The organism is Granulicatella sp., assembly GCF_057274575.1.
In genome coordinates this window covers 1-13,984 of the sequence record NZ_DBHISP010000022.1, presented here as the reverse complement: position 1 = coordinate 13,984, position 13,984 = coordinate 1, and the positions used below count along the sequence as shown (strand labels likewise).

Sequence of the window (13,984 nt, the reverse complement as noted above, 5' to 3'; positions counted from 1 at the left end):
GCTGCAATTGCGCCTAAAATTTTTTTCATTTTCTTTCTCTCCTTCTCGATTATCAAACTGGTTCATCTTTTTCACACAAAAAAGGAACCACGAACAAAAGCCGTGATCCCTCATTAAAGTCATAAGTAGTCATTCTTTTGCCCGGTAATTGATTGCACTTCATGAGTATCTGGGCAGATGTCATGACAGTGACTGACCTATTATGACCAGCCCCCAACGTTTTCACGTTTCGGCGAAATCCCCTTTCCAGTTTCCTGTACTCTTGTCAATCGCACCTCAGTTCAATAACCATTTGATTTAATTGTTGAACATAAATTAACACATATTTTTTTGGAAGTCAACCATATATTTTCATTTTTTTGAAAATACCTATCAAAACTTTTTTTCTTCCTTCTCTAAAAAATATATTCCCTTTTTAAGTGAACAAGAATTCGATGTATTACCCTTTCCTCTCGCTCAGCCACCACCAGAGTTCCATAAAAATGATTTTTTTACCAATAAACAAATGATTACAAAGGAACTTCGAGTTTCTATAATCGCAGTGGTGGGGAATCGTATTAAACGCGAATAAGTAGGAGTTAGGAATTTATTCCTAACTCCTACTTTGAGGCTTTAAAGGTGAGAGACTCCTAGAGGCTCGAACCGTTACAACATTACATCTATTATAAAAAATCCGCAAAGAATTGGAGGAAGTATTCTCTCATTTCCAGCAGTCTCTTACAGGATGTCTCAGAAATACATTTTGGTGTAATTATAAAGATGATTATTCAGAGTTTAGCGGATTTTATAGTGGCAATAATGAGGTAAGCATCGGATGTGAATTACTCGGAGTTGGGATTTATACCATACTCCGAGTTTGAAGCTTCGAAGACGAGAGACTCTAGGCTCGAGTCGGTGCAACATTATAGCCACTATAAACAAATCCGCAAGGATTCTGAATAATCATTTTTCTATTTATTTTATTATAAGCACAAAAAGAGTGCCTCATTTCTGAGGCACCCTGTTAGATGAATTATTTATTCACGTTTTCCCATTGCCAGCTCACAACTTCAGGAATATCTTCCCCGTGTTCACGGATGTAGCTGTGGTGGAATTCCACAGTTTCGTCCATTTTCGCAGCAAATTCGCTAGCTTTGTCGCCATATACAGCAACTGCAGCGTCTTTAGCAACGTGGAAGCGGTCCATTTCAGATAATACACGCATATCGAATGGAGTTGTGATATCTCCGTTTTCACGGTATCCGTGGATATGAACGTTATGGTTGTGACGATCAAAGAATAAGTCACGAATCATACCTTCATAACCGTGGAAGCAGAATACAACTGGTTTGTCAGCAGTAAATAATTTATCAAATTCTTCATCAGATAAACCACGTGGGTCCACTTTTGGAGAACGTAATTTTAAGATATCTACTACGTTGATGAAGCGAATCTTCAATTCTGGGAATTGTTTGTGCAAGATTGAGATACCTGCTAATGCTTCTAAGTTAGGTTCAGTACCTGCAGCAGCAATTACTACGTCTGGTTCTTCTCCTTCTTTCACTGTTGAAGCCCAATCAATTACTTTGTAACCTTCACGTACTAGTTCTTTAGCTTCTTCTACTGAGTAGAATTGTGGACGTGGGTGTTTTGAAGAAACGATTAAGTTAATTTTATCTTCTGAACTTAAAGCTTCAGCCATAACAGCCATCAAGCTGTTTGTATCCGCCGGTAAGTATTCACGAACGAATTCAGGTTTTTTCTCAGCTAAGTGTGTTAATAAACCTGGATCTTGGTGAGTATATCCATTATGGTCTTGTTGGAACACTGTTGATGTTGCAATCAAGTTTAATGATGGATAGTTTTTACGCCATGGAGCGTGAGTTTTAGATTTACGTAACCATTTGAAATGTTGAGTGATCATTGAGTCCACTACACGTAAGAATGATTCGTAAGATGCGAAGAATCCGTGACGGCCTGTTAATACGTAACCTTCTAAGAAACCTTCAGCTTGGTGTTCTGATAATTGAGAGTCAATGACACGACCAACTGGTGAAATCCATTCATCATAGCTTTCATCACGACGACCAACCCATTGACGGTTCGTTGCTTTGAAGACTTCGTTTAGACGGTTAGATTTAGTTTCGTCTGGTCCAAAGATACGGAAGTTATCTGGATTTGCTTTTACTAAGTCAGCAGCAAATTTACCAAATTCAATCATATCTTGTTTTTGGATTGCACCTGGTTTAGAGGTATCGATCGCATGTTTAGTCCAATCAGTAATTTCCATTGGTTTTACAACCCCTGCGTTAGTGATTGGGTTCATACTCATACGACGTGGGCCTTTTGGAGAAATTTCAGCAATTTCTTCTACTAATTTACCAGTTTCATCGAATAATTCTTCTGGACGGTATGATTTCAACCAGTCTAATAAACTATCGATGTGTTCCATAGCTTCTCCAGATACTGGAATTGGAACTTGGTGAGCACGGAATCCGCCTTCGATTGGTTCATGGTTCCATTCTTTTGGACCTGTCCAACCTTTAGGAGTGCGTACTACTAATACTGGCCAATGTGGCATTGTAGCTTCTTCGGCGCTCTTAGCACGAGCTTCTTTTTGAATTGCTTGAATTTTTTCAATTGCTTCATCTAATTTAGCAGCCATGAATGGGTGAACTTTTTCAGGATCTGTTCCTTCTACGAAGATTGGATCCCATCCTAAACCATTGAAGAATTGTGTTAACTCTTCATCTGTACGACGAGCTAAAATAGTTGGGTTGTGGATTTTACCACCGTTTAAGTAAAGGATTGGCAAAACTGCACCATCGTTTACTGGGTTGATAAATGTGTTTGAGAACCAACCAGCTGCTAAAGGACCAGTTTCTGCTTCTCCGTCACCAATAACTGCTGCTGCAATTACGTTAGGGTTATCTAAAACAGCACCTGTAGCATGTGATAATGAGTAACCTAATTCTCCACCTTCGTGAATTGAACCAGGAGTTTCTGGAGCCGCGTGAGACGCAATTCCTCCAGGGAATGAGAAGATTTTACATAATTGTTTGAACCCTGCTTCATCTTGAGTGATTTGTGGGTATAACTCTGTGTAAGATCCATCTAAGTAAGAGTTAGAAACCATTACTTGTCCACCGTGACCTGGTCCTTCAATGTAGAACATATCTAAGTCATATTTATTAATAGCACGGTTTAAGTGCGCATAAATAAAGTTTTGTCCTGCGATTGTTCCCCAGTGGCCGATTGGATGAAGTTTAACGTCCTCTTTTTGGATTGGACGACGTAAAAGTGGGTTATCTTTTAAGTACATTTGAGCTACTGAAATGTAGTTCGCTGCACGCCACCAAGCATCCACCTTTGCTAAGTATTCTGGTGTATCAAATTGTGTCATGTATTTTCTTCCCTTCTTGTTTTTAGTTTCCTAAAAAATCAGAAAAGCCAATTCAAAAAATTATCATTTTTTAATCGACAAGTATTTACCATAGCATGTAGCCTCTGTCAAGAAGAAGCATGATTCCTTATAGTAATTACGTTATTTTTCTTTACTTTTTAGGAAATATTCTTGTTTTCGAAACGGATATTAATAATCGAAAACGTTCATAACCACATTTATTTGACTGTTTTATCTCGATTTTTTGATCATTTAATTCATCGAGCACTCTATATTACCATTTTTTATGTTCATTCCGCAATAAAACGTTCATAAAAAGTATGATAGGATCAAAAAAATCCGAGGTTTCCACCCCGGATTTTCCATATAATAAGGTTCAAACAGATCTTTATTTAAAATATTGAAGAAACTCTCCGTATCCTTCTTCTTCGAGTTTATCAACTGGGATAAAGCGAAGAGACGCTGAATTAATGCAATAACGTAGTCCACCTAATTCTTTTGGACCGTCTTCAAAGACGTGTCCTAAATGTGAATCTGCTTGTCCACTTCTTACTTCAGTTCTTTTACGGCTTAGTTTGTAATCTTCTTTCTCCGTTAGAGTTGTATTTTCAATTGGTTTTGAAAATGATGGCCAACCACATCCAGCATCAAATTTATCCTTTGAGCTAAAAAGTGGTTCACCGCTGACGATATCTACATAGATTCCTTCTTCGTAGAAATCATCATATTCTCCTGAGAAAGGTCTTTCTGTGGCTTCATTTTGAGTCACTTCGTATTGAATTTCTGTTAATCGTTTTTTTAGTTCTTCTTTTGAAAATTCCATCGTGGTCTCTCCTATTCAAATTGTTGTCGTTTCGATTGATGTGGATCTTGAATTCTCTTGAAGAGGTGTTCCAAGTCCTTATTCGTTAAATGAACGAGTACGGGTCTACCGTGCGGACAGTTATATGGATTTTTACATTTTGCTAAATCCACTAATAACTGACGTGCTTCCCATTCACTTAAGTGGTGATTGGCTTTAATCGAACCTTTACAGCTCATCATGATCGCTGTAGCTTCTCTTAATTTAGCAACCGTAATCTTCTCGTCGGCCAAGATAAAGTCGATAATTTCTTCGATAATCGCCTTCTCCTGTCCCTTTTTAATCCATGCTGGATGCGATTGAATTTGGAAGGTATTTTGCCCGAACGGCTCCATCTCAATTCCAAACTCCTCTACAAGAGGTAGTCGTTCTTCCAATTTCACGCTATCCTTCTTCGAGAACTCTAATAAAATCGGCACCATCAATGGTTGACTGACTCGGCCTACTTGACCAATCTCCACTTTGAACTGTTCATATTTAATCCGTTCTTGGGCGGCGTGTTGGTCAATCATATACAAACCTTTTTCGTTTTGCGCGAATAAATAAGTTCCATGCATTTGTCCAAAATAATGTAATTCTGGGAATTCTTTTTCGAAGGGCTGTGTATCGATTTTCTCAGCCAATTTCAAATAGTCTGCATGATCATCATGGCTGTCCACGAGTTCTTCTTGCTCGACAGGTTCAACTGCCTGACTTACTTGAACAGGCGCATCATCGGCTGGTAGAACTTCCACTTCTTCTCTTACATTTTCTGAATAAGAAGGTGTTTCTACGCGAGTAGACTCCACAATAGGTGTCTTCAATTGCCACTCCAAAGTTTGTTGGACTGGTTTTGGAGCTTCTACCCGGTTTTCTTTGCGTTTGAAGGACAAGTCTTCAATCGACTCTAGAATGCGTTGGACACCCTGTATCGCCTCTCTAATCGCTTTTTGAATTACGAGAGAAAGTTCTTGCTCTTTACTGATTCGAACTTCTTGTTTCGTTGGATGCACGTTCACATCAACGAGTTGTACGTCCATTTCAATCGAAATAATCGTAATAGGGAATCGTCCCACCATTAATGTGGATCCGTATCCTAATGTAATGGCCTTTGCGATTGCCATATTGCGGATTGGTCGTCCATTAATGAAAATCGATAAGTAATTGCGGTTTGAACGAGTGAGTTCTGGGAGCGACGTGTATCCTGATACTTTGAAATCTTCGTCTTCTCCACTAAAAGGTAACATCTTACGAGCATTTACGGGTCCAATATTTCCAGCGACTGCTTGCAGCAACTCACCCTTCCCAGAAGTTTGCAATAACAGATTGCTGTCATTTTTCAAAATAAAGGCAATTTCTGGGTGACTGAGAGATGCTTTACTCACTACATCCGTAATATGAGCTAACTCCGTCTGCAATGTACGAACGAATTTCAACCTAGCCGGTGTATTATAAAACAAATCTTCAACTAGGAAAGTCGTTCCTTTTAACGGAGGAACGGTCTTTTCTTCTTTAATTTCACCAGACTCAATTTTCAACTCCACGCCGCTATCTTCACCGGTAGAAGTCGTCAGCGTCACTTTCGATACAGCCGTAATACTCGCTAAGGCTTCACCGCGGAACCCAAGCGTACGGATTCTAAAGAGTTGTTCCGGCGAATAGAGTTTACTCGTTGTATGACGTTTAATCGACATACGAGCGTCCTCTTTCGTCATTCCACTTCCATTGTCTTGAATGCGAATCTTACGAAGTCCACTCTCTTCGATTTCAATCTCGATACGAGTACTGCCAGCGTCAATCGCGTTTTCGAGTAATTCCTTCACCACAGAGGAAGGACGTTCGATGACTTCCCCTGCAGCAATTTGGTTTGTCAGTAATGGACTTAATTCTTTAATGGTTCCCATACACTACTCACCCTTTTCTATTTGTTGCCATTTATACAGGATGTTCATTGCATCCATTGGCGTCATGCTCATTAAGTTTAATCCTTTAAGCTCGTGAACCCATTCAGGCATAGTTTCTGCTTCTTCTTCAAAAAGCGATACTTGTTCCACGAAGGTGCTATTTTCATTAGCTGCCCCTTTAGCTTCTAAATGATTTAAAATCGTGCTGGCATTTTTTAACAGCTCTGTTGGCAGCCCAGCCAGTTTCGCCACATGAATTCCGTAACTCTTATCGGCTGGTCCTTCTAATACTTTATGCAAGAAGACCACTTCACCATTTTCTTCAACGGCTCCCACATGCACATTGCGTAAATCTGCATATTTCTCGCTGAGTCTTGTTAACTCATGGTAATGCGTTGAGAATAATACTTTTGCAGATAAATGCTCGTGAATATATGTGATGATGGCTTCAGCGAGCGCCATTCCATCATAAGTAGCCGTTCCACGTCCGATTTCGTCAAACAGTAGCAAGCTTGTTTCATCGGCATTTCGAAGTGCATGGTTTGTCTCCATCATCTCTACCATGAATGTACTTTGGCCAGAAATTAAATCATCAGCTGCCCCAATACGGGTAAAGATTTTCGTAAAGACTGGAATCGTTGCACTCTTGGCAGGCACAAAACATCCGATTTGCGCTAAGATCACACAGAGCGCTAATTGTCTCATATAAGTCGATTTACCAGACATATTTGGCCCAGTAATGAGAAGAATATGCTCGTCTGGACTCATTGAAATGCTATTTGGAACATACGTTGATTGTCCCATCACCTTTTCAACAACCGGATGGCGGCCATCCTCAATCCAGAGTCTACGGTTCTTCATCGAAATCGTAGGCTTCACTAGGTGATAACGTTCGCTCACTACACTGAACGCTTGTAAGACGTCAATCGTTGCGACCGTTTTTGCCAATTGTTGCAGCTCGGCCGTATAATGTTTCACCTGTTCACGCACTTCTACGAATAATTGATATTCGAGTGCACTTGATTTTTCTTCCGCTTCTAGGATGAGCGTTTCTTTTTCTTTTAATTCAGGCGTAATAAAACGTTCCGCATTCGCCAGCGTTTGTTTACGCTCATAGCGGCTACTATCGAGTTTGGATAGATTTGATTTTGTCACTTCGATATAGTACCCAAACACCTTGTTGAAACTAATCTTTAATGAACTGATGCCTGTTTGCTCACGTTCTTGTTGCTGGAGAGAAGCAATCCATTCTTTTCCGTGTTTCATCGTATCGCGGTACGTATCGAGTGTCGCGTTATATCCTGAACGAATAATGTTTCCATCTGAAATCGTCAGTGGCGCATCTTCGTCGATGGCACGGTCGATTAAATCGTATAACTCAGGAATGTCGAATAAGGTTTCTCCAAGAGCGCTCCATTCCTCTGAGTCCAAGCTATCCACAATCGATTTAAAGATTGGTACTTGACCAAGTGTTTGTTTAAGTTGCAAGAGGTCTCGTGCATTGGCGGTTCCAAATGACACTTTTCCCACGATTCTTTCTAAGTCGTACACACGTTTCAATGTTTCGATAAAGTCTGTACGTTCGAAGTAATGTTGGTTCAATGTTTCTACTAATGCATGGCGTTTTTGAATCGCTCCTTCTAGTACAAGTGGTTTTTCAAGCCATTGTTTGAGGAGACGTCCACCCATCGCCGTTTGCGTCTCGTCTAAGAACCAGAATAGTGACCCATGTTTTTGGTTTGCTCGAATGGTCGTTGTTAACTCTAAGTTACGTTTTGTCTCATAATTCATCGAGAGATAGAATTCGCTTTGATATGCTTGTGCTTTTTGTAAGTGCGAGAAACTTCTCTTTTGAGTCAGTTTCAAATAACTTAATAGATTTTGTACGCATCGAACGGAAGCTTCATCTTCTAGTTCTGAGACTAAGTCTGTGCAGTCTTCTGCATTAATTTCATCTTTTTCAATTGTTGAAATCAAGATTTGCATGCTCGTGAAGAGATGACGAAGTTCTTCTGTCACATCACTATCGACAAGAACGACTTCACGGCATAGTAAACTTGAGCATTCGCTACGCACTTCTTCTAAGTTTTCGAGTTGTGTCACTTTTAATTCTCCGGTTGACACATCCACATACGACAGTGCAAATCGTTTCCCCACAAGCGGTAAAATCGACACTAAATAATGGTTTTGATTTTGCGCTTGGTATTCTGTATAGGTCCCTGGCGTCAAGACTTGAACAACGTCTCGCTTCACCATTCCCTTTGTAAGCTTTGGATCTTCCAACTGCTCACAAATGGCTACTTTCTTTCCAAGTTCAATCAGCGTTTTAATATATTCTTTTGCAGCATGATGAGGAACCCCACACATTGGAATTGGGTCCTCAGCATTTTTATTTCGACTGGTTAATGTAATTTCGAGAAGTCGTGCTGCTTCAATCGCATCATCATAAAACAATTCATAAAAATCACCTAGTCGATAAAACAATAAGCAATCAGGATATTTTTCTTTAATCGAAAAATACTGTTGCATCATCGGTGTGTGTTTCGTTTTTTGTGGCATTTCTGACTCTCTTTCTAATCTTTTTATTCAAAAAATGGTGCATCCGGAGTAATGCGAATCGGTTGAATCGATTTCGCCTTACCCGTTTTTTCATCAATATCAATCAAACAAGCGCTTAATTGGCCTTCATCGTCTTCTGCCACTTCAAATCGTGCTGGTAATTGATTGAGGAATTTCGTAATAATAATATCGCGTTCCATTCCGAGAATTCCGTTATACGGACCTGTCATTCCCACATCACAAAGGAAGGCTGTCCCTTGCGGAAGTACTCTGGCGTCGTTTGTTGGCACATGCGTATGTGTTCCAACGACGGCAGACACTTTTCCGTCCAAGTACCAAGACAAGGCTTGTTTCTCACTGGTTACTTCGGCGTGGAAGTCGATAAAGATAATCGATGTTCTCTTTCTAGCTTCTTCAACCGTCTCTGTAATTTTGGCAAAAGGATCGTCCAATGTATTCATAAAGACACGGCCTTGCAAGTTGATGACGGCCACTTCTTTGTCGTTACATTTTACATAAACGATTCCTTTTCCTGGAACTCCTGCTGGATAGTTCAGCGGTCGTACCATTTTTGTGGCATCTTCAATGAAATCAAAAATTGCTTTGTTATCAAAGGCGTGATTCCCAAGCGTTACTACATCTGCTCCAGCCTGCAATAACTCTTTATAAATCTTCTCCGTAATTCCTTTCCCATGGGCAGCATTTTCCCCATTAATGACAGTGATTTGCGGTTTATATTTTTTCTTTAATTTTGGGACGTATTGTGCGACCATCTCTCTTCCAAGAGATCCGACAACATCTCCAACAAATAGTAATTTCATAAGAGTGCCTCTTTCTAAATCAATGTAGCTCTATTTTACCATAAAATAAGGCTAGAAAATACCTAGATACAACCATGCAAAAGGTAGCTTAAATTAACATATATGTTAATTTTACATCACTTGTAATAACACCATATAAATAACCGTTGGGACAAAGATACTCAGCAAAGTATTCTCCTTCCACCATTGCAATAAGACGACAATCGCGACAGCAATGAGTTCTGGAATTCCAAATGGTGCGCTTATAAACGAAATATCCTTTAAACAATAGACAACTAGAATCGTAATAATCGCTTGTGGTAAGACCGCCGAAATAAACCGCATGCGGGAGGATAAATTCGTTTGATTGCGGAGTACTAAAAATGGAAATAATCGAATCGCAAAAGTCACAACTCCACTAGTAATAAGAGCAAGAATAATATACGTACTACTCATTTTCTTCCTCCTTCATTTGTAGTTTCTCACGTTCGAAGATTGCAATTAAACCTATCATCGTTGTCGCTAAGGCGCATACAAGGAAATATTGTTTTCCAACAAGAATTAACCAGAAAATAGCACTAATTCCCCCAATGATGAACGGGAAATAACGGTCCGCCTTTTTCAATTGGTTTACAAGAATGACCACAAAGAGTGCGGTCATTGAAAAATCGATGCCCTTTGTTGAAAATGGAAGGAATTCGCCGATGACAACTCCAATGACTGTACCAAAGACCCAATAGAAATGGTTCAACAGTCCAACATAGACCATCACTTGTTCATTATCTTCCCTCTTCGTTTGTTTCATCCCTACTAAGAGAGAAAAGGTTTCATCTGATAGGGCAAAGATTAAATAAAATGCTTTCCAGCCCAACTTTTTAAATTCTTCAATAAAGCCAACGCCATAAAACAACATTCTAGCATTAATAAATAAAGTCATTAAAGCAATCATCCAAAAACTCATCCCTGCGCTCATAAATGAGACAAGAGCAAATTGCATGGATCCTGCATACACAAATATACTTGAAAAAATAGAAGCCCAAGCTGGAAATCCTTCTTGTGACATCAAGAGTGCAAATGCAATCCCTAAAAAGATATACCCGAAACAGATGGGTAAACTAATCTTAAATGCTTGTTTCAATTCGTTCATACATTCTCCTAAAAACAAAAAAAGATTGAAAGTCCACTACTTGTGGGCTTTCAATCTTCATTTTAACCTATTTTTATAAAGATTTAAATGTATTCACTACGTTTTCTACAGTGAATCCTAATGTTTCCATGACTTTGTTTCCGTTACCTGATAAACCGAAGCGGTCGATCGTCACAGTAGCTCCGTCAAGGCCAACATATTGCCCCCATCCGAAACTTGCCCCCATTTCAACGGCTACACGTTTTCGAACATCGCTAGGTAATACTGATTCGCGGTATTCTTTTGGTTGTTCTTCGAATAAGTTCATGGATGGCATTGAAACAACTGATACATCAATTCCTTCTTCTGCAAGAACTTTTTGCGCTTCGATGGCAAGAGCCACTTCAGAACCTGTCGCAATCAAGATACCTTCTGGTGTATCGCATTTTTGAGGACTTACTACATATGCCCCACGTTTCACACCTTCATATGCTAATTCCTGTGAGTGTTCAAGAACTGGTAAGTTTTGACGTGAGAATACGAGTACTGATGGACGGTCTTTTGTTTCTACAGCCACTTTCCATGCAGCTGATACTTCGTTCCCATCTGCAGGGCGAATCACATTTAAGTTTGGAGTTGCACGGAACGCTGCCAATTGTTCGATTGGTTCATGCGTTGGTCCATCTTCCCCAACTGCAATTGAGTCATGTGTATATACATAGATTGCAGGTAAATGAGAAATCGCTGCAACACGCATTGCTGCTTTTAAGTAATCTGCGAATACAAAGAATGTACCTCCGTATACACGATTACCTCCATGAAGAAGCATACCGTTCATCGCAGCTCCCATCGCAAATTCACGAACCCCAAACCAGATATTTCTTCCACCATAATTTTCGTGAGAAAAGTCTGTATCTGCTTTATTCATTGTGTTATTTGATGAAGAAAGGTCTGCAGATCCACCCCAGAAGAATGGAATATGCTTTCCTAATTCTTGAATCGCTGCTTGGCTTGTTACACGAGAAGCCATTGCTGGGCTACCAAATTCATATGAAGGTAATACTTTTTCTAGATCTACTTCGATGTTTTCTGCAAAGCTATCTTCGAATTCTTTTGCAAGTTCTGGATAAGCTTGTTTATAACCTTCGAATAATGTTTTCCACTCATTATAGTCATTCTCGCCTGTTTGAACTAATAATTTATCAAAACGATGTTGCACTTCTTCTGGCACTTCAAATGGGCCATATTCCCATCCATAGTTTGCTTTTGCTTCTGCAATGCCGTCAGGTCCTAAAGGAGCTCCGTGAACTTTATTTGTTCCTTGGTTTGGAGCACCGTAACCAATAACCGTTTTCACTTCAATAATCGTTGGTTTTTCTTTTTGGCATTGTGCTTCTTCAATAGCTTCTGCAATTTCATCTAAGTCGTTTCCATCTTCAACGCGAATATAGTTCCAACCTAATCCTTTGAAGCGTTTCTTCACATCTTCGGTAAACACTTTATTTAATGGTCCATCTAAACAGATGTCATTTGAATCATATAAAACGATTAATTTGTTTAATTTCAATGTCCCTGCTAGAGACGCAGCTTCATAGGAAATCCCTTCCATTAAGTCTCCGTCACCACATAAAACATAAGTATGGTGGTCCACAACTGGGTACCCTTCACGGTTGAATTTTGCAGCTAAATGAGCTTCAGCCATAGCCATCCCAACACCGTTTGCAAACCCTTGTCCAAGCGGACCAGTAGTTGCATCTACTCCATCCGTGTCATGCACTTCTGGGTGCCCTGGTGTTTTACTTCCAAGTTGGCGGAAGTTTTTCACATCTTCAATTGATAAGTCATAGCCAGATAAATGTAATAAAGCATATAACATTGCAGATCCATGACCTGCTGATAATACAAAGCGATCGCGATCGACCCAATTAGAACGTTTTGGGTTTACCTTTAAATATTTAGACCAAAGTACATATGCCATTGGCGCTGCACCCATTGGTAGTCCAGGGTGTCCTGAATTCGCAGCTTGAATGGCATCCATACTTAGTGTACGAATCGTATTCACTGCTAGTTGATCGGTTTTATCAAACATACAATCACTCCTTAAATATAGTTTTCCTTAATAGGAACTTACTACTCTATTTTACTAAATTCAAACATTCTTTTGCAACCGTTATTCTAATCTTTAATAAAATAAAGTAACCCCTTGCAAAATTGATTCAATTTTACTAGAGATACAAATAGTAGAAAAAAAGAGGCTGAAAACCTTCAACCTCCGACTCCTTATTCTTCTCCTCGATTATGTAATCCTTTTTCTTTTTGGATTGCTTTTAGTTTATCAGGAGTTACATCATTTCCTTCTTCGTCAACAATTTTTAATCCTTCAATATGATTACGCATGCCTCCACGAAAAGCCTCCAAATACTCTTGACGTAGGAGTTGTTGTTCTTTTTCTTCTGTAGGTGTTAATTTTCCTTCTTTTTTCTTTTTAGCCAATTCATTGATACGACTAATCTTCTCTGGTGATAGCATTTCTTCATTCCTTTCCTTTTATTCGTCCCTAGTGTATCACGATTTATAAAAACTTCCTAAAAATCTGATTTGCATACGAACATTTGTTTGATTTTCTAGTATGGTCTATGATAAACTATTTTTAAAGAAGGAGATGTTCCGATGACAAATTTAAAAGATTCAAGACAATTAGATGTTTTACAGTTTATTTATAAAGAAGTTCAAGAGCACGGTTATCCGCCAACAGTGCGTGAAATTTGTAACGCCGTTCAACTCTCTTCGACTTCTACCGTTCATGGCCACTTGTCCAGATTAGAAAAAAATGGATTTATTCAACGCGACCCAAGTAAACCTCGTGCGATTGAATTAACAATGGCAGGATTAAAGGCTATCGGTGCAAAGGCAACTGCTATTCCAATGCTTGGTGTGGTTACCGCTGGTGAACCAATTCTTGCTGTAGAAGAAGCAAGTGACTTCTTTCCAATTCCACCAGAATTACAAAACGAATCCGATGATCTTTTTATGTTGCGTATTAAAGGGGACAGTATGATTAATGCTGGAATCTTTGATGGTGACTCTGTTATCGTTCGTAAACAATCTACTGCAGCCAATGGGGAGATTGTCATTGCAATGACCGAAGAAGACACTGCTACTTGTAAGAGATTTTACTTGGAAAAGGACCACGTTCGCTTAGAACCTGAGAATGACACAATGGAGCCAATTATTCTTCCAAATTGTACTATCCTAGGAAAAGTAGTTAGCTTATACCGTAGTCGTATTTTCTAAAACAAACGAAAACCTCCGCCCATTATGAAGTGCACCCCAAAAGTTAGACAGAAAATCTAACTTTTGGGGTGTTTTTAT

At 39.4% G+C, this 13,984-nt stretch carries 10 protein-coding genes and 1 riboswitch; of the genes, 1 reads left to right on the top strand and 9 read right to left on the bottom strand.

Annotated features, from left to right (window positions below):
* Positions 1–144: 144 nt before the first annotated feature.
* A riboswitch (Lysine riboswitch) is annotated at positions 145–288 on the bottom strand.
* A 724-nt stretch (positions 289–1,012) separates the two neighbouring features.
* From ACO5V7_RS08250 to ACO5V7_RS08210, 9 genes are all read right to left on the bottom strand, one after another.
* Positions 1,013–3,382: a phosphoketolase family protein gene (locus ACO5V7_RS08250; protein WP_485485792.1), complete on the bottom strand. Its 2,370-nt coding sequence runs from the start codon at positions 3,380–3,382 to the stop codon at positions 1,013–1,015.
* A gap of 388 nt (positions 3,383–3,770) precedes the next feature.
* Positions 3,771–4,205, bottom strand: coding sequence for a peptide-methionine (R)-S-oxide reductase MsrB (gene msrB, locus ACO5V7_RS08245; protein WP_049554687.1), 435 nt, complete (start codon positions 4,203–4,205; stop codon positions 3,771–3,773).
* A gap of 11 nt (positions 4,206–4,216) precedes the next feature.
* Positions 4,217–6,127: a DNA mismatch repair endonuclease MutL gene (mutL, locus tag ACO5V7_RS08240; RefSeq protein ID WP_485485791.1), complete on the bottom strand. Its 1,911-nt coding sequence runs from the start codon at positions 6,125–6,127 to the stop codon at positions 4,217–4,219.
* Positions 6,128–6,130: 3 nt separating this feature from the next.
* Positions 6,131–8,686 carry a DNA mismatch repair protein MutS gene (mutS, locus tag ACO5V7_RS08235; protein WP_485485790.1) on the bottom strand — a complete coding sequence of 852 codons (2,556 nt, stop codon included), beginning with the start codon at positions 8,684–8,686 and terminating at the stop codon, positions 6,131–6,133.
* Between the two features lie 23 nt (positions 8,687–8,709).
* Positions 8,710–9,507 carry a TIGR00282 family metallophosphoesterase gene (locus ACO5V7_RS08230; protein WP_455041347.1) on the bottom strand — a complete coding sequence of 266 codons (798 nt, stop codon included), beginning with the start codon at positions 9,505–9,507 and terminating at the stop codon, positions 8,710–8,712.
* A 111-nt stretch (positions 9,508–9,618) separates the two neighbouring features.
* Positions 9,619–9,942 carry a branched-chain amino acid transporter permease gene (locus tag ACO5V7_RS08225; RefSeq protein ID WP_485485789.1) on the bottom strand — a complete coding sequence of 108 codons (324 nt, stop codon included), beginning with the start codon at positions 9,940–9,942 and terminating at the stop codon, positions 9,619–9,621.
* Complete coding sequence (locus tag ACO5V7_RS08220) at positions 9,935–10,633, bottom strand: AzlC family ABC transporter permease (RefSeq protein ID WP_485485788.1); 699 nt, start codon at positions 10,631–10,633, stop codon at positions 9,935–9,937. The genes ACO5V7_RS08225 and ACO5V7_RS08220 overlap by 8 nt, the downstream gene beginning before the upstream one ends.
* A 73-nt stretch (positions 10,634–10,706) precedes the next feature.
* On the bottom strand, positions 10,707–12,701 hold the full coding sequence (gene tkt / locus ACO5V7_RS08215; RefSeq protein ID WP_457053477.1) for a transketolase: 1,995 nt from the start codon (positions 12,699–12,701) through the stop codon (positions 10,707–10,709).
* A 191-nt stretch (positions 12,702–12,892) separates the two neighbouring features.
* A complete protein-coding gene (locus ACO5V7_RS08210) occupies positions 12,893–13,141 on the bottom strand; it encodes a DUF896 family protein (RefSeq protein WP_005605128.1) in 249 nt (82 codons plus the stop codon).
* Between the two features lie 141 nt (positions 13,142–13,282).
* Between ACO5V7_RS08210 and lexA the strand changes: the two genes are divergently transcribed.
* Positions 13,283–13,906 (top strand): transcriptional repressor LexA, encoded by a 624-nt coding sequence (gene lexA / locus ACO5V7_RS08205; protein WP_485485787.1) that lies wholly within the window; start codon positions 13,283–13,285, stop codon positions 13,904–13,906.
* Positions 13,907–13,984: the final 78 nt, after the last annotated feature.